Source organism: Kitasatospora sp. NPDC051170 (assembly GCF_044455705.1).
Taxonomy (GTDB): Bacteria; Actinomycetota; Actinomycetes; order Streptomycetales; family Streptomycetaceae; genus Kitasatospora.
Genome location: NZ_JBITFA010000032.1, coordinates 1 through 19,743 on the forward strand (window position 1 = coordinate 1; position 19,743 = coordinate 19,743).

Annotated in this window: 3 protein-coding genes (1 of these 3 only partly in view); all 3 read right to left on the reverse strand. The window is 71.8% G+C overall.

All coding sequences use genetic code 11. The annotated features are described in order from the left end of the window. On the reverse strand, positions 1-1,509 hold a 1,509-nt coding region (locus tag ACIBCA_RS36745), incomplete at its 3' end, for a condensation domain-containing protein (protein WP_396287529.1). Then, entirely contained in the window at positions 1,509-11,297 is a 9,789-nt protein-coding gene (locus ACIBCA_RS36750) for an amino acid adenylation domain-containing protein (protein WP_396287530.1), read from the reverse strand. The genes ACIBCA_RS36745 and ACIBCA_RS36750, both read right to left, overlap by 1 nt. Then, a protein-coding gene (locus tag ACIBCA_RS36755) for an amino acid adenylation domain-containing protein (RefSeq protein WP_396287531.1) crosses the window boundary here: on the reverse strand, positions 11,294-19,743 show its 3' portion. 1,327 nt of this gene lie beyond the right edge of the window; only the last 8,450 of its 9,777 coding nucleotides appear in the window; its start codon lies off the right edge, out of view — the gene reads right to left on this strand; the stop codon is at positions 11,294-11,296. The genes ACIBCA_RS36750 and ACIBCA_RS36755 overlap by 4 nt, the downstream gene beginning before the upstream one ends.

The window sequence follows — 19,743 nt, forward strand, 5'->3', positions numbered from 1 at the left end:
GGCATACGACAGCTCCACGCCCTCGCACACCACCGCCACCGCATCCGGCGACTCCGCCACCCGCGCCGCGAACAACTCCGGCACCGACAACGACGGCACCGACAACGCCGGCACCTCACCCACCCCACCGTTCCACTCCACCAACACCCGCGACCGCTCAACCCCACCCAGCACATCCACCGAGCCGACACGGATCGACGGGTCCGCCACGACCGCGGCGAGCACCCGCTCCCAACGCTCGGCCAGCAGCGCGACGGAGGACTCCTCGAACAGGTCGACCGCGCCCGTCAGCACACCGCGCATCCCGGCCGGGCGACCCTGCCGGTCGTAGGACTCGTCGCACGTCACCTCGAGGTCGAACTTCGCCGTCGTCAGCCCGGCGGACACCTCCGCCGACACGCCACCCGCCGACACGCCCGGCAGGGCGAGCCCGGCCCGGGCGTTGTTCTGGACGGTGAGCATGACCTGGAACAGCGGGTGCCGGGAGAGCGAACGCTCCGGCGCCAGCTCCTCCACCAACCGCTCGAACGGCACGTCCTGGTGCGCGAAGGCGCTCAGGCCCGTCTCCCGCACCCGGGCCAGCAGCTCCAGGAACGTCGGGTCGCCGGACAGGTCGGTGCGCAGGACGAGGGTGTTGACGAAGAAGCCGACCAGGTCGTCCAGGGCCTCGTCGGTGCGCCCGGCCACTGCCGCGCCGATCGGGATGTCCGTCCCCGCGCCGAGCCTCGACAGCAGGACGGCGAACGCGGCCTGCACCACCATGAAGACCGTGACGCCCTGCTCCCGGGCTATCTCCACCAGACGGGCGTGCACCTCGGCCGGCACGTTCAGAGCCGCATTGTGACCTTGGTGGCTCGCCGTCGCCAGCCGAACGCGGTCGACGGGCAGCTCCAGCTCCTCCGGCAGTCCGGCCAAAGAGCTGCGCCAGTAGGCGATCTGACGGGAGATCAGACTCTCGGGGTCCTGGTCGTCACCGAGGAGTTCCAACTGCCAGAGCGCGTAGTCCGCGTACTGGCCCGGCAGCGGCGCCCAGTCCGGCTCCTTGCCCTCGCAACGGGCCGCGTAGGCGGTGGAGAGGTCGCGGGCCAGCGGGCCCATCGACCAGCCGTCGCCCGCGATGTGGTGCACCACGACCACCAGGACGTACTCGTCCTCTCCGGTGGCGAACAACCAGGCCCGGATCGGCACCTCGGTTTCCAGGTCGAACACGTGGCCCTTCGCCTGCGCCACCGCATCGGCCAGCCCGTCCTCGGCCACCGCCACGACCTGGAGTTCCCACGACAGGTCGTCCAGTTCGAGGATGTGCTGGTACGGCTCGCTGTCCGCGGTCGGGAACACCGTGCGGAGCACCTCGTGCCGGCCGATCACGTCCCGCAGAGCCAGGCCCAGCGCGGCCGGGTCGACCCCGCCGGAGAGACGCAGGACGGTCGGAAGGTTGTAGACGGCACTCGACCCGTCCAGCTGACCGAGGAACCACAGCCGGCGCTGCGCGAACGACAGCGGAATCATCAGGACTCCTTCTTGGTACGCATCGACCGAAACGCCGGCCTTGCTGTTTCTTCGTTTCCGACTCGCTTGGCGAGTTGTGCCACCGTCGGTGCCTCGAACAGGGTTCGCACCGACACTTCCATGCCCAACGCGGCGCGGATCCGGCTCACCAGCCGGACCGCCAGCAGGGAATGCCCGCCCAGCTGGAAGAAGTCGTCATCGACCCCGACCGACTCCAGGCCGAGCACCTGCGCGAACGCCGCGCACAGCTTCTCCTCCCGCTCGTTCGCCGGCGCGCGGCCGACACCGGCGCCGACGGCGGCGGGGTCGGGAGCGGGGAGCGCGTTGCGGTCGAGCTTGCCGTTCGGGGTGAGCGGGACACTGTCGAGGAGGACGACGGCCGAGGGCACCATGTGCGCGGGCAGCCGACCCGCGACGAACCCCCGCACCGACTCCGCATCCAGACCCTCCCCCGTGGGAACCGCATACGCCACCAACCGGGCCTCACCCGGCGTGTCCTGACGGGCGACCACCACCGCCTGCGCCACCTGCGGATGCGCGGCCACCACCGCCTGCACCTCACCCGGCTCGATCCGGAAACCACGGATCTTCACCTGATGATCCGCACGCCCCGCGAACACCAGCTCCCCACCAGCCGTCCAGCGCACCCGGTCACCCGTGCGATACATCCGCTCACCCGGCACACCGAACGGACACGCCACGAACCGCTCCGCCGACAACCCCGCACGATTCACATACCCACGCGCCAACTGCGCACCGGCCACATACAACTCACCCACCACACCCGGCGCCACCGGCTCCAGCCGCTCGTCCAGCACGAACAACCGCACATTCGCCACCGGACGACCGAACGGCACCACACCCGCAGCCTCAGCCGCGTCCACCCGGCCCTGCGCCACCATCACCGTCGCCTCGGTCGGACCATACGTGTTCACCAGCCGACGGCCCTCACCCCACACCCGAGCCGCCCGGACACTGATCGCCTCCGCACCCACCACCAACGTCTCCACCGGCCCCAGATCCGCCGGCTCCAACACCTCCAACAACGACGGCACCACACTCGCCACCGACACACCCGCCGACACCACCAACGCCCGCAACAACCCCGGCTCCGACCGCTCAGCAGCCGACGCCACCACCAGACGCGAACCCGAACACAACGCCACCACCACATCCAGCACCGACGCATCGAAACTGAACGAAGCGAACTGCAACACCCCAACCCCGGCACCCGCACCGAACACCGGCACGAACACCGACACCGCACACGCCAACGACCCCCGGGAAACACCCACACCCTTCGGCCGCCCCGTCGAACCCGACGTATAGATCACATACGCCAACGCCCCCGCATCCACCCCCACCACAGGCCCCACAACCCCCACACCCGCCAACTCCCGCCGCACAGCCGGATCATCCAGCCACAGCGTCCGGTCCGCCGGCAGGTCCGGCCCCGTGTCCCGCCGGCCCAGCACCAGTACGGCGGCACTGTCGCTCAGCGTGTAGGCGATCCGCTCGGCCGGGTACCCGGGGTCGATCGGCACATACGCCGCCCCGATCCGCCACACCGCCAAAATCGCCACCACCATGTCCACCCCACGCGGCAGACACACCCCCACCAACGACTCCACACCCACACCACGAGCCGCCAACACACCCGCCAAACGACCAGCCCGCACATCGAGCTCGCCATACGACACCTCGACCCCGTCACACACCACCGCCACCGCATCCGGCGACTCCGCCACCCGCGCCGCGAACAACTCCGGCACCGACAACGACGAAACCTCACCCACCCCACCGTTCCACTCCACCAACACCCGCGACCGCTCAACCCCACCCAGCACATCCACCGCCCGAAGCGCAGACTCCGGACCACCCGCCAACGCCACCTCCAGCGCCACCACCAGACCCCCGACCGCGGTGTGCAACAACCCGCACACCGCCCCCGGATCCACCCCCGCGTCCACCTCCACCGCCAACGACATCCCGACCCCGTCATCGTCGACCGAGACCGTCAGCGGGTAACTGGTGCGCTCCCGGGAGTACAGGACCCGCAGCCCGTCGAGTGCGTCGTCGGGCGCCTCGGCGCTGTTCTGCCCGCCGTTGTGGCGGTAGTTGAGGATCGAGGTGAACAGCGGGGTGTTGCCGGGAAGGCCGCTCGCCTGCTGGGCGACGGCAAGCGGGGCATGCTCGTGCTCCAGCAACGCCGCGAGCTGGCCGCGCAGTTCGGCGACCGCACCCAGAACTCCGGTGTCCCGGACCTGAACCCGGATCGGCAGGGTGTTGATGAACGGACCGGGCACTCGGTCGGCACCCGCACCCGCGTTCATCCGCCCGAACAGGACGGTCCCGAACACCACGTCCTCACGGCCCGACACGGCGGCCAGCACCCGCGCCCACGCCAGGTGCAGCAATGTCGCCGGACTCGCGCCCAGCCGACGCGCCACCGACCGCACCCGGACGCAGAGTTCGGCGTCCATCGGCACCTCGGCCTTGTCCACCGCGGAACCGTCACCCTGCACATCGACCAGACCGTACGGCGCCGTGGTCTCCTCCACACCGTTCAGCAGCTCCGCGAAGAAGCGCTCGTGCTCGCCCGGCTCGGTACCCAGGCGCGCCTGGGCGACGAAGTCGCGGAACGGCAAGGGCGCCGCCAACTGGTCCCCACGCCCGGCGAGGATGGCCCGGACCTCGTCGAGCAGCACCTCCAGCCCGGTGTGGTCCATCATCGTGTGGTGCATCCGCACCAGCGCCAGCCACCGGCCGTCCCCGGCCACCGGATCGGCCGCGATGTGCACATCCATCAGCGGTGCGTGGGACAGGTCGATCGCCGAGCCCACGGCGGCCAGCAGTGCACCGATCGGGTCCGCCGGGTCATGGCCGAGGACGACCTCGGTGACGGGCAGCACGGCCGTCCGCCAGACCACCTGCACCGGCTGGGGCAGGCCCTGCCAGACGATCGAGGTCCGGTAGATGTCGTGCCGGTCGATCACCTGCTGAAGGGCCGCGAGGAAGGCGTCCAGGCGCGCGCGGGAGTCGAAGCCGACCACGGTCGGGGTCACGTAGACATCGCGGTCGCCACCTTCGGACATCAGGTGGTGGAACAGCAGGCCCTCCTGGAGCGGAGCCAGCGGGTAGACGTCCGCCACATTCGCCGCACCGCCCTGCACGCTCTCGGTCAGCTGCTCGATCTCCGCCTCGGACAGGGACACCAGGGTCAGCATCTCCGGAGTGATCCGGGTCGCGCCGGCCGGGATCCGGTTCTCCGGAACCTCCACCCGCGCCGAGGCAGCCGCCGTCGCCAGGCCCGCCACGGTCGGGCTCTGGAACAGCGCCCGCACCGACACCGAAACGCCACGCACCCGCAGCAGTTCGACCAGCCGCACCGCGAGGAGGGAGTGCCCGCCCAGCTGGAAGAAGTCGTCGTCGACACCGACGGACTCCAGGCCGAGCACCTCCGCGAACGCCGCGCAGAGGATCTCCTCACGCGGGGTCGACGGACCACGCGAACCCACCGACAGCTCGGGTGCGGGCAGGGCCCTGCGGTCGAGCTTGCCGTTGCCGGTCAGCGGCAGCGCCTCCAGCACCACGAACGCGGACGGCACCAGATGCCCCGGAAGACGCTCGGCCGTGAACTCCCGCACGCCGGTGACGTCGACACCGGGCTCATCCGGGACGAGGTAGGCGACCAGCCGGGTGTCCCCCGGAGAGTCCTGACGCGCGACCACCACAGCCTGCGCCACCCGCGGATGCGCGGCCACGACCGCCTGCACCTCACCCGGCTCCACCCGGAAACCACGCACCTTCACCTGGTCGTCCGCACGCCCCGCGAACACCAACCGCCCATCCGCGGTCCACCGCACCCGATCCCCCGTGCGATACATCCGCTCACCCGGAGACCCGAACGGGCACGCCACGAACCGCTCCGCCGACAACCCAGGACGGTTCACATACCCACGCGCCAACTGCGCACCAGCCACATACAACTCACCCACCACACCCGGCGCCACCGGCTCCAACCCCTCATCCAGCACGAACACCCGCGTGTTCGCCACCGGACGACCCAACGGCACCACCCCGTCCACCACCTCCAACGGACCCGCGACCACACCCACCGTCGTCTCCGTCGGACCGTAATGATTGAAAACCCCACAACCCCCCGCCACCGACGACAACTCCGCCACCAGACCGGCCGGAGCCGCCTCACCACCCAGCACCAGAGAACCCCCCGGCACCAAAGCCCCCAACCCACCAGGCCCCGCACCCAACGCCGCCAGATGCGACGGCACCACCTTCACGAAATCAATCCCACAACCCGCCACATAACCCGCCACCGCCACCGGATCCGTCACCACATCCGAACCCAGCACATGCAACTGCCCACCCGAACACAAACTCGCGAACACCACCGTGTTCCCCAAGTCCGTCACCGCAGGCTGCAACAACAAGAACCGACCACCCACACCAGCACCACCGAAGCCCACCACCGACGGCACCGACCCCACATACGACGCCAACGCCCCATGCGTCACCGCCACACCCTTCGGCAACCCCGTCGACCCCGACGTATACACCACATACGCCACATTCCCCGGAAGCACCGAAACCCCCGGCACCCCACCCGGCAACCCACCCGGCAACTCCGCCCGCACGAACGGGTCATCGAGTACCAGGACCGAGGTGCTCTCCGGCATCACGGAGGCGGTAGACGTGTCGGCCAGCGCCCACACCACACCCGCGTCGGCCAGCATGAAGGCGATCCGCTCGGCCGGGTACTCCGAGTCGATCGGCAGGTAGGCCCCGCCGGCCTTCCACACCGCCAGCAGCGCCACAACCGTGTCGATTCCCCGCGGCAGGCACAGGCCCACCACCGACTCCGGGCCCACCCCGCGCCCGACCAGCAGACGCGCCAACCGGTCGGCCCGCCCGTCCAGTTCGGCGTACGACACCTCGACCCCGTCACACACCACCGCCACCGCACCAGGCGTCCGCGCCACCTGCGCCGCGAACAGCTCCGGCACCAGCGACGACGACACCTCACCCGCCGTGTCGTTCCACTCCACCAACACCCGGTGCCGCTCGGCCTCGCCCAGCACGTCCACCGCGCTCAGCCGCACCGACGGATCCGCGACCACGGCCTCCAGCACCCGCACCCAACGCCGCGCGAGCAGCTCGACCGACCCCACCTCGAACAGATCCGCCGCACCGATCACCACTCCGCGCAACCCGGCAGCCCGCCCCTCCGCGTCGAAGGCCTCGCTGACCAGCACCTCCACGTCGAACTTCGCCGCCACGGAGAGATCGTTCGCCGATGCCCCCTCGACCGAGGCCCAACCGGTGCCGACACCGTCCAGGGACAGGGCCGCCCGGGCGTTGTTCTGGAGGGTGAGCATGACCTGGAACAGCGGGTGCCGGGACAGGGAACGCTCCGGCGCCAGCTCCTCCACCAGCCGCTCGAACGGCACGTCCTGGTGCGCGAAAGCACCCAGTCCCGCTTCCCGGACGCGGCCCAGCACCTCGACGAAGGTCGGGTCCCCCGAAAGGTCCGTCCGCACCACCAGGCTGTTCACGAAGAACCCGACCAGGTCGTCCAGCGCCTCGTCCGTACGACCAGCCACCGCCGTCCCGACCGGAACGTCCGTCCCCGCGCCCAGCCGCGACAGCAGCACCGACAGCGCACCCTGCAACAGCATGAACACCGTCACGCCCTGCGCCCGCGCCAACTCCACCAACCGCGCGTGCACCTCGGCCGGAACATCCAGCCCCACACTGTGCCCACGGTACGAAGCCACCGCCGGCCGACTGTGGTCGGCCGGGAGGTCGAGCTCCCCGGGAGCACCCGCGAGGGCCGTCCGCCAGTACTCGACCTGCCGGGACAGCAGGCTGCCGGGATCACCGCTGTCACCGAGCAGCTCGCGCTGCCACAGCGCGTAGTCCGCGTACTGCACCGGCAGCGGCGCCCACTCCGGCGCCACACCCGCACACCGCGCCGCATACGCCGCCGACACATCCCGACCCAAAGGACCCATCGACCAGCCGTCACCCGCAATGTGATGGATCGTCACCACCAACGTGTGCTCATCCGGCCCGACCGAGAACAGCCACGCCCGGATCGGCACCTCCACCGACAGATCGAACACACCACCCGCCGCCGCCGCAACCGCACCCGCCAGCTCCGACGCGGCGACCACACCGCCCTCGAGCCCCCAGTCCAACTCCTCCGCACCCAGCACATGCTGGTACGGCTCACCGTCCGCGACGCGGTAGACCGTCCGCAGCACCTCGTGCCGCCCGATCACATCCCGCAACGCCAGACCCAGCGCCGCCCGGTCCACCTCACCCGAAAGACCCAGCACCACCGGAACGTTGTACGTCGCACTCGGCCCGTCCAACTGACCCAGGAACCACAACCGCCGCTGCGCGAACGACAACGGCACCCGCTCCGGACGAACACCCGCCCGCAACGGCAACCGGGCCGCACCCGAATCGTCCAGAACAGCCGCCAGCGCACCCGGCGTCGGGGACTGGAACAGCGCCCGCACGGACACCTCCACCCCCAGCACCGCACGCACCCGGCTCACCAGCCGAACCGCCAGCAGCGAATGCCCACCCAACGCGAAGAAGTCGTCGTCCACACCGACCGACCCCAGCCCGAGCACGTCCGCGAACGCCGCACACAGCAGCTCCTCACGCGGGTTCGCCGGCGCACGGCCCCCACCGGACACCACGGGGTAGTCCGGCGCGGGCAGCGCCCTGCGGTCCACCTTCCCGTTGGCCGTCAGCGGCAGCGAGTCCAAGGCGACGACCGCCGACGGGACAAGGTGCCCGGGCAGTCGCTCCACCACGAACCGGTGCACGGACTCGGCGAGGTCCGCGGGCTCGGCGGAGGCATCGGGGCCCCCGGCCGCCACGAGGTACGCGACCAACCGCCGGTCCCCCGGCACGTCCTCCCGCACCACCACCGCGGCCTGCGCCACCCCCGGATGCGCGGCCACCACCGCCTGCACCTCACCCGGCTCGATCCGGAAACCACGGATCTTCACCTGCTCGTCCGCACGCCCCGCGAACACCAGCTCACCATCCGCCGTCCAGCGCACCCGGTCACCCGTGCGGTACATCCGCTCACCGGGCACCCCGAACGGACACGCCACGAACCGCTCCGCCGACAGACCCGCACGCCCCACGTAGCCACGGGCCAGACCGGCCCCCGCCACGTACAGCTCGCCCACCACACCCGGCGCCACCGGCTGCAACGCCTCGTCCAGCACGAACAGGCGGGTCTCGGCGATCGGGCCGCCGATCGGCACGTCGGCCCCGTGGTCGAGGTCGGCGGGTCGCAGGGTGTGCTCGGTCGCGAAGGTCGTGGTCTCCGTCGGGCCGTACACGTGGGAGAGCCGAAGGGACGGCTGCCGGTCCAGTGCCCTGCGGAGCATCACCGGCGAGTGCGCCTCGCCGCCGGTCAGCAGGTGGCGCACCGGGGCGAGGGCGTCGACGTCGGTCTCGACGAGGACGTTGAACAACGAGGTCGTCAGGAAGGCCGTCGTCACCCGGTGAACGGAGAGGAACTCCCGCAGTTCGGCCACGGACAGAGCCGCGACCCCGGAACCGGACCCGGCCCCGACCCCTGCCTCTGCCCCGGACCCGGCCGCGGACGGCGCGAGGGCCACGGTGGCCCCGTTCAGCAGGGCTCCCCAGATCTCGAAGGTGGCCGCGTCGAAGGCGACGGTGGCCAGCTGCGCCACCACGTCACCCGGTCCGAGCGTGACGTACCCGGCCTGCCGCACCAGGCGGTCCACCGCCCGGTGCGGCACCAGTACGCCCTTGGGCGTCCCGGTCGACCCCGAGGTGTAGTTCACGTAGGCCGGGTGGTCCGGCAGCAGCAGCGGCCCGGCAGCGGCGGGAACCGCCGGGGTCGGGCCCGAGGGCGCGGCCTCGACCGGCCCGGCGAGCGCGGCCCGGACCTCCGGACCGTCGAGCAGCACGACCGGCACCGTCTCCGGCACCGTCTCCGGCACCATCTCCGACACTGTCTCCGGCACCGTCGCCATCGCCGACCGCAGCACGGACGCGGCGGCGGACTGCGCCAGGACGCAGACCGCCCGGGTGTCCCGGAGCATGAAGGCGATCCGGTCGAGCGGGTACGCCGGGTCGATCGGCAGGTAGGCCCCGCCCGCCTTGAGCACCGCCAGGAGGGCGACGACCAGCTCGACGCCCCGCTCGGCGGCGACCGCGACCACGGACTCCGGTCCGACACCGCGCCCCCGCAACAGCCGGGCCAGCCGGTCCGTCCGCGCGTCCAGCTCGGCGAACGTCAGCTCGACGCCCGCACCGACCACGGCCACCGCCTCCGGGGTGCGCCCCGCCTGGCGGCGGAACAGCTCCGGGACGGTGGCGGCCAGGAGGCCGCGCGCGGTGTCGTTCCACTCCACCAGCACCCGGTGCCGCTCGGCCTCGCCCAGCACGTCCACCGCGCTCAGCCGCACCGACGGATCCGCGACCACGGCCTCCAGCACCCGCACCCAACGCCGCGCGAGCAGCTCGACCGAGGCCTCGGCGAACAGGTCGGTGGCCCCGATCAGCACACCGCGCAGCCCGGCCGGCCTCCCCAGGGTGTCGAACACCTCGGTGAGCACCAGATCCAGGTCGAACTTGGCCGACCTGCTGCCGGAGGACAGGCCGCCCGCCTGCACACCGGACAGGTCCAGTGCGGCGCGGGCGGTGTTCTCCAGGGTGAGGAGCACCTGGAACAGCGGGTGCCGGGAGAGCGAGCGCTCGGGTGCCAGCTCCTCGACCAGCCGCTCGAACGGCAGGTCCTGGTGCGCGAAGGCGTTGAGCCCCGTCTCCCGCACCCGGGCCAGCAGCTCCAGGAACGTCGGGTCGCCGGACAGGTCGGTGCGCAGGACGAGGGTGTTGACGAAGAAGCCGACCAGGTCGTCCAGGGCCTCGTCGGTGCGCCCGGCCACCCCGGAGCCGATCGGAACGTCCGTCCCCGCACCCAGGCGCGACAGCAGCACCGCGAGCGCGGCCTGCGCCACCATGAACACGGTCGCGCCCTGGTCGTGGGCCAGTTCCACCAGGCGGGCGTGCACCTCGGCGGGGAGCTCCAGGGCCGCACCGTGACCGCGGTGGCTCGCCGTGGCCGGCCGGACCCGGTCGTAGGGCAGCTCCAGCTCCTCCGGGAGTCCGGCCAGTGCCTCGCGCCAGTACGCGAGCTGACGGGACAGGACGCTCTCCGGATCCTGCTCGTCCCCGAGGAGTTCGCGCTGCCAGAGCGTGTAGTCGGCGTACTGCACCGGCAGCGGCACCCAGTCCGGTTCCTTGCCCTCGCAGCGGGCCGCGTAGGCGGTGGAGAGGTCGCGGGCCAGCGGGCCCATCGACCAGCCGTCGCCCGCGATGTGGTGCACCACGACCACCAGGACGTGCTCCGCCGGGCCCGTGGAGAACAGCCAGGCCCGGATCGGCACCTCGGTGGTGACGTCGAAGGTGTACCCGGTCGCGTCCGCGATCGCCGCGGACAGCCCGTCCGGGGTCACGTCGGCGGCCGCGAGCCGCCAGTCCAGGTCCGCCGGTGCCAGGATGCGCTGGTACGGCTCGCCGTCGGCCTCCGGGAAGACCGTCCGCAGCACCTCGTGGCGCCCGATCACGTCCCGCAGCGCGTGTTCCAGCGCGTCCCGGTCCACCCCTCCGGTCAGCCGGAGCACGGACGGGAGGTTGTAGATCGCGCTCGGCCCCTCCAATGCGGCGAGGAACCACAGGCGGTACTGCGCGAACGACAACGGGATCATCGGGACTCCTCCTGCTTGCGCATCGGCCGCAGTGCGGGCCGCGCGGACTTCTGACTCGCCACGTGCTCCTCGGTCCGCTCCCCGAGCCGGACCGCGAGCCGGGCCACCGTCGGTGCCTCGAACACCATGCGCAGCGGCACCTCCCGGCCTGACGCGGCGCGGATCCGGCTCACCAGCCGGACCACCAGCAACGAATGGCCGCCCAGCCGGAAGAAGTCGCCGTCCACGCCGACCGACTCCAGGCCCAGGACCTCAACGAAGGCCGCGCACAGCATCCTCTCCAGCTCCGTCGCCGGGGGGCGGCCGGTGCCCGGGCCGGCCGTGAGGTCCGGCGCGGGCAGCGCCCGGTGGTCGACCTTGCCGTTCGCCGTCAGCGGCAGCCGGTCGAGCACGACCAGCGCGGCGGGCACCATGTGCGCCGGCAGTCGGCCGGCCAGGTGCGCGTGCACCGCGGCCACCGGCGATTCGCCCGCGTCCTCCGGGCCGCCCGGGGCGACCACCAGGTAGGCCACCAGGCGCTTGTCGCCCGGCCGGTCCTCGCGCGCCACCACCGCGGCCTGGAGGACCGCGTCGTGGGACTCGACCGCCGCCTGCACCTCGCCGAGTTCGATCCGGAAGCCGCGGATCTTCACCTGCTGGTCGGCCCGGCCGAGGAAGGTCAGCGTCCCGTCCGCGTTCCAGCGCGCCAGGTCGCCGGTCCGGTACATCCGCCGGCCGCCGGTCTCGAACGGGCAGGCGACGAACCGCTCCGCCGTCAGGTCCGGGCGGCCGCGGTAGCCGCGGGCCAGCTGTGCCCCGGCGAGGTAGAGGTCCCCTCCGACTCCCGTGGGAACGGGCCGCAGGCCCGCGTCCAGCACGTAGGCACGGGTGTTCCAGACGGGCCGGCCGATCGCCGGGTCCTCCTGCTCGACGGAGGTCACGAAGGTCGCCGTCGAGTTCACGGTGGCTTCGGTCGGCCCGTACGTGTTCGACAGCCGGACGCGGTCGCCGGGCTGCTTCAGCCACAGGGCCAGCGAGTGCCGGCGCATCGCCTCGCCGCCCACGTTGACCACCCGGAGCTTCGCCGGCCAGTCGATCGCGTCGCCGGCCGCGACCAGCTCGTGCCAGTAGCCGGTCGGCACGCCGATCATGGTCAGCTCCGCACCGACCGGTGCGCGCATCAGCTCGGGCAGCCGCCCGGCCGGATCGCGCGGCACGAGCAGCGAACCGCCCGCCAGCAGGACGGGGTAGATGTCCTCCACGTGGGGGTCCCAGCTCACCGAGGCGAACTGCAGCAGCCGGTCCGCCGGGCCCAGCCCGAAGAAGTCCTTCACCCAGAGGACCTGGCTGACCATCGCGGAGTGCGGGATCACCGTGCCCTTGGGGCGGCCGGTGGAGCCCGAGGTGTAGATCACGTAGGCGGCGTGGCCGGGGCGCAACGGAGCCCGCCGGTCGGCGTCGGTCACCGGCCCGGCCTCGCGGGCGCTCAGGTCGGCGGCGGTCGCGGGCTCGTCCAGCACCACGACCGGCAGGCCGGGGGCGAGGGCCGTCGCGGTCTCGCGGACGGCGACCGCGCAGACCGGCGCGCAGTCCTCGATCATGAAGGCGGTCCGGGCGGCCGGGTACTCGGCGTCCAGCGGCAGGTAGGCCGCACCGGTCTTGAGCACGGCCAGCAGGGTGGCGACCAGCTCGGGACCGCGGGGCACGCAGACCGCGACGGTCCGGTCCGGGCCGGCGCCGCGTGAGACCAGCAGCCGGGCCAGGCGGTTCGCCCGCTCGTCCAGCTCCACGTAGCTGACGGCGAGGCCTTCGTCCACCAGGGCGACCGCCCCCGGTGTCCGTTCCACCCGCGCCGCGAACAGCTCGGGAACCAGCGGGCCGTTCAGCGCCTGCGGTGCCGTCGTGGCGTTCCACTCCACCAGCAGCCGGCGCCGCTCCTGCGGGTCCAGCACGTCCACGGCGCCCAGCCGGGTGGACGGGTCGGCCGTCACCTGCTCCAGGACCCGCACCAGCCGCCCCGTGAACCGCCGCACCGAGCCGGGGTCGAACAGGTCGGCCGCCCCGATCACCGTGCCCGTCAGGCCGGCCGGGTGGCCCTCCGCGTCGAACAGCTCGCCCACGCTCACGTCCAGGTCGAACTTCGCCGCCTGATCGCCCGCCGAACCCCGCTCGGCCGCCAGCCCGGCGAGATCGAGCACTCCCCTGGCCACGTTCTGGACGGTGAGCATGACCTGGAACAGCGGGTGCCGGGAGAGCGAACGCTCCGGCGCCAGCTCCTCCACCAGCCGCTCGAACGGCACGTCCTGGTGGCCGAAGCCGGCCAGCCCCGTCTCCCGGACCCGGCCCAGCACCTCGGCGAAGGTGGGGTTCCCGGACAGGTCGGTGCGGAGCACCAGGGTGTTGACGAAGAAGCCGACCAGGTCGTCCAGCGCCTCGTCGGTACGGCCGGCGGTCGCCGCGCCGATCGGGATGTCCGTCCCCGCGCCGAGCCGCGACAGCAGGACGGCGAGGGCCCCCTGGACCAGCATGAAGACCGTGACGCCCTGCTCCCGCGCCACCTTCAGGAGGCGGCCGTGCAGCTCGGCGGGCAGGTCGAGCGTGGCGGTGTGCCCCTGGTAGGTGGACACGGCCGGCCGGGCCCGGTCGAAGGGCAGCTCGAGCTCCTCGGGTGCACCGCTCAGCGTCCGCCGCCAGTAGTCGACCTGACGTGCCATCAGGCTCTCGGGATCGGCGGGGTCGCCGAGGAGGTCGCGCTGCCAGAGGGCATAGTCGGCGTACTGGACCGCGAGCGGGACCCAGTCCGGCTCCTTGCCCTCGTGGCGGGCGGCGTAGGCGACGGAGAGGTCGCGGGCCAGCGGGCCCATCGACGAGCCGTCACCGGCGATGTGATGGACCGTCACGACCAAGGTGTGGTCGTCCGGGGCGGTGGAGAACAGCCAGGCCCGGATCGGCACCTCGGCCGCCAGGTCGAACGGGCTCGAGGTCGCCCTCGTGACCGCCGCCCCCAGCTCGTCGGGCGCAACGCTCGTGGCTTCCAGGCCCCAGGCCAGTTCGTCCAGCTCGTCCAGCTCGTCCAGCTCGTCCAGCTCGTCCAGCTCGAGGATGTGCTGGTAGGGCTCGCCGTCGGCCTCGCGGAAGACGGTCCGCAGCACCTCGTGCCGGCCGATCACGTCCCGCAGCGCGCCCTCCAGCGCGGCCGCGTCCACGACGCCGGTCAGCCGCAGCACCACCGGCAGGTTGTACGTCGCGCTCCGGCCCTCCAACTGGGCCAGGAACCACAGCCGCCGCTGCGCGAACGACAACGGCACCCGCTCCGGGCGGACGCCGGGCGCGAGGGCGAGCCGGGCCGCGTCCGAGCCCGAGTCCGCCAGCACCGCGGCCAGGGCGGCCGGCGTCGGGGACTCGAACAGCGCCCGCACCGACACTTCCACCCCCAGCACGGCACGCACCCGGCTCACCAGCCGGACCGCCAGCAGGGAATGCCCGCCGAGCTGGAAGAAGTCGTCATCGACGCCGACCGACTCCACACCGAGGACCTGCGCGAAGGCCGCGCAGATGATCTCCTCCTGCGGCGTCACCGAACCGCGCGCGCCCGCCGACAGCGCGGCCGTGGGCTCCGGCTGAGGGAGCGCGTTGCGGTCGAGCTTGCCGTTCGGGGTGAGCGGGACGGAGTCCAGGAGGACGACGGCGGAGGGCACCATGTGGGCGGGCAGCCGACCCGCGACGAACCCGCGCACCGACTCCGCGTCCAGGCCCTCCCCCGTGGGAACGGCATACGCCACCAGCCGGGCCTCACCCGGCGTGTCCTGACGGGCGATCACCACCGCCTGCGCGACCTGCGGATGCGCGGCCACCACCGCCTGCACCTCACCCGGCTCGATCCGGAAACCACGGATCTTCACCTGATGATCCGCACGCCCCGCGAACACCAGCTCCCCGCCAGCCGTCCAGCGCACCCGGTCACCCGTGCGATACATCCGCTCACCCGGCGCCCCGAACGGGCACGCCACGAACCGCTCCGCCGACAACCCCGCACGATTCACATACCCACGCGCCAACTGCGCACCGGCCACATACAACTCGCCCACCACACCCGGCGCCACCGGCTCCAGCCGCTCATCCAGCACGAACAACCGCACATTCGCCACCGGACGACCGAACGGCACCACAGCCACACCCGCAGCCGCAGCCACGTCCACCCGGCCCTGCGCGACCATCACCGTCGCCTCGGTCGGACCGTACGTGTTCACCAGCCGACGGCCCTCACCCCACACCCGAGCCGCCCGGACACCGATCGCCTCCGCACCCACCACCAACGTCTCCACCGGCCCCAGATCCGCCGGCTCCAACACCTCCAACAACGACGGCACCACACTCGCCACCGACACACCCGCCGACACCACCAACGCCCGCAACAACCCCGGCTCCGACCGCTCGGCAGCCGACGCCACCACCAGACGCGAACCCGAACACAACGCCACCACCACATCCAGCACCGACGCATCGAAACTGAACGAAGCGAACTGCAACACCCCAACCCCGGCACCCGCACCGAACACCGGCACGAACACCGACACCGCACACGCCAACGACCCCCGGGAAACACCCACACCCTTCGGCCGCCCCGTCGAACCCGACGTATAGATCACATACGCCAACGCCCCCGCATCCACCCCCACCACAGGCCCCACAACCCCCACACCCGCCAACTCCCGCCGCACGGAAGCATCGTCGAGCACCACCACCTCAGCGGCAGCACCCCGCGGCACCACCGACACCGTCGACGAATCCGCGAGCACACACACCACACCCGCATCCGTCAACGTGTCAGCGATCCGCTCGGCCGGATACCCCGGATCAACCGGCACATACGCCGCCCCGACCCGCCACACCGCCAAAATCGCCACCACCATGTCCACCCCACGCGGCAGACACACCCCCACCAACGACTCCACACCCACACCACGAGCCGCCAACACACCCGCCAAACGACCAGCCCGCACATCGAGCTCGCCATACGACACCTCGACCCCGTCACACACCACCGCCACCGCATCCGGCGACTCCGCCACCCGCGCCGCGAACAACTCCGGCACCGACAACGACGAAACCTCACCCACCCCACCGTTCCACTCCACCAACACCCGCGACCGCTCAACCCCACCCAGCACATCCACCGCCCGAAGCGCAGACTCCGGACCACCCGCCAACGCCACCTCCAGCGCCACCACCAGACCCCCGACCGCCGTGTGCAACAACCCGCACACCGCCCCCGGATCCACCCCCGCATCCGCCTCCACCGCCAACGACATCCCGACCCCGTCATCGTCGACCGCAACGGAGAGGGGGTAGTTGGTGCGTTCCCGGGAGAAGAGCGGGCTGATGCCTTCCAGGCCGTCGATCTCGTCCACGGTTTCCGACGCGGGGCGTTGGCCCGCGTTGTGGCGGTAGTTGAGGATCGAGGTGAACAGCGGGGTGTTGCCGGGGATGCCGCTCGCCTGCTGGGCGACGGCGAGCGGGGCGTGCTCGTGCTCCAGCAACGCCGCGAGCTGGTCGCGCAGTTCGGCGGCGGCGGTGAGAACTCCGGTGTCCTGCGTACGGATTCGGATCGGCAGGGTGTTGATGAACGGACCGGGCACCCGGTCCGCGCCCGCACCGGCGTTCATCCGCCCGAACAGGACGGTCCCGAACACCACGTCCTCGCGGCCCGAGACGGCGGCCAGCACCCGCGCCCACGCCAGGTGCAGCAACGTCGCCGGACTCGCCCCCAGCCGACGCGCCACCGACCGCAGCCCCGCGACCACGTCCTCGGCCACCGGCTGCTGAACGCGCGCGACGGAAGCCCCGTCGCCCTGGACGTTCACCAGGCCGAACGGTGCGGTCGGCTCCTCGACGTCACCCAGCAGGTCGGCGAAGAAGCGCTCGTGCTCACCCGGCTCCGTGCCCAGACGCGCCTGGGCGACGAAGTCGCGGAACGGCATCGGCGCCGCCAACTGGTCCCCACGCCCGGCGATGAACGCCCGGACCTCGGCCAGCAGCACGTCCATGCCGGTGTGGTCCATCACCATGTGATGCATCCGCACCAGCGCCAGCCAACGACCGTCCCCGGCCACCGGATCGGCCGCGATGTGCACGTCCAGCAACGGCGCCCGCCCGAGATCGAGCGACGCGCCGGCGACGGCCAGCAGTTCTTGGGTCGGATCCGACGCGGCAGGGTCCAGCGAGGACTCGGTGACGGGCAGCACGGCCGTCCGCCGGACCACCTGGACCGGTTCGGGCAGGCCCTGCCAGACGATCGAGGTCCGGTAGATGTCGTGCCGGTCGATCACCTTCTGGAGTGCGTCCAGGAAGGCGTCCAGGCGCGTGCGGGAGTCGAAGCCGACCACCCTGGGCGTGACATAGACGTCGCGGTCGCCGCCTTCGGACATGAGGTGGTGGAACAGCAGGCCTTCCTGGAGCGGAGCCAGCGGGTAGACGTCCGCCACGTTCGCCGCACCACCCGGGACGGCGGCGACGATCCGCTCGATCTCCGCCTCCGACAGGGACACCAGCGTCAGCATCTCCGGAGTGATCCCCGTCGCGCCGGCCGGGATCCCGTTCTCCGGAACCTCCACGCGCACCGAGGCCGCCGCCGACGCCAGACCGGCAACCGTCGGGCTCTGGAACAGCGCCCGCACCGACACCGACACGCCACGCACCCGCAGCAGTTCCACCAGCCGCACCGCGAGGAGGGAATGCCCGCCGAGCCGGAAGAAGTCGTCGTCGACACCGACCGTCTCCAGGCCGAGCACCTCGGCGAAGGCGGCGCAGAGGATCTCCTCGCGCGGGGTCGACGGGCCGCGTGAGCCGGCCGACAGCTCGGCGCTGAAGTCCGGCGCGGGCAGGGCCTTGCGGTCCAGCTTGCCGTTCACCGTCAGCGGCAACACCTCCAGCATCACGAAAGCGGACGGGACCATGTGGGACGGCAGACGCTCGGTGACGAACCCACGGACCGCGTCGGCGAGTTCACCGCCATCCCCCTCCTGCTCGGGGACCAGGTAGGCGACCAGCCGCACATCACCGGGAGAGTCCTGGCGGGCGACCACCGCGGCCTGGGCGACCTGCGGATGCGCGGCCACCACGGCCTGCACCTCGCCCGGCTCGATCCGGAAACCACGCACCTTCACCTGGTCGTCCGCACGCCCCAGATACTCCAACTGACCGTCCGCCGACCACCGCACCCGATCCCCCGTGCGATACATCCGCTCACCCGGCGCGCCGAACGGGCACGCCACGAAGCGCTCCGCCGACAACCCCGGACGATTCACATACCCGCGCGCCAGCTGCACCCCGGCCAGATACAACTCACCCGTCACACCCGGCGCCACCGGCTCCAACCGCTCACCCAGCACATACACCCGGGTGTTGAGGACCGGAGCACCGATCAGCACCGGACCGGCCTGGTCCGCGCCACAGTCCCACGCCGTCACGTCCACCGACGCCTCCGTCGGCCCGTACAGGTTGTGCAAGTCCACGCCCCGCGGGAACACCCCGAAGAACCGGTCCCGCAACTCCTCCGGCAGCGCCTCCCCGCTGCACACCACCCGCCGAAGCCCACCACACGACCCCGCCGACGGCTCCCGCAGGAACGCCTCCAGCATCGACGGCACGAAATGCACCGTCGTCACACCCGAACCCGCGATCAACCCCGCCAGATACCCCGGATCCCGATGACCCTGCGGCCGCGCCACCACCAGACCCGCACCCACCACCAACGGCCAGAAGAACTCCCACACCGACACGTCGAACCCGAACGGCGTCTTCTGCAACACCCGGTCCGCACCCGACAACCCGTACGCCGACTGCATCCACACCAACCGGTTCACGATCCCCGCATGCGCGACCACCACACCCTTCGGCCGCCCCGTCGACCCCGACGTATAGATCACATACGCCGGATGCGACGGCAGGAGCCTGCCCAGACGATCCGCGGCTGCGAACGGGCCGTCCTCGTGCCCCGCCAACTCCTCCACGACCGCCGGGGAGTCCAGCACCACCACATCCGCCGACTCGGGCACGACCGCCTTCCAGGCGGCCGACGTCAGTACGCAGACGGCGTCCGCATCGGCCAGGGTGAACGCGATCCGCTCAGCCGGATACTCGGGATCCACCGGCAGATACGCCGCACCGGCCTTCAGCACCCCCAGCAGGGACACCACCAGCTCGACACCACGCTCCATCACCACCCCGACCACCGACTCCGGACCCACACCCCGCCCGGTCAACAGCCGCGCCAAACGGTTCGCCCGCGCATCCAGCTCCGCGTACGACAGCTCCACACCCTCGAACACCACCGCCACCGCATCAGGCGTCCGCGCCACCTGCCCCGCGAACAACTCCGGCAACGTCACCGCCGGCACCTCACCCGCCGTGTCGTTCCACTCCACCAACACCCGGCGCCGCTCGGCCTCACCCAGCACGTCCACCG

Bases quoted from the DNA above. Each gene is read 5' to 3' on its own strand.
- ACIBCA_RS36750 (WP_396287530.1), bottom strand. From the start codon at position 11,297: ATGATCCCGTTGTCGTTCGCGCAGTACCGCCTGTGGTTCCTCGCCGCA.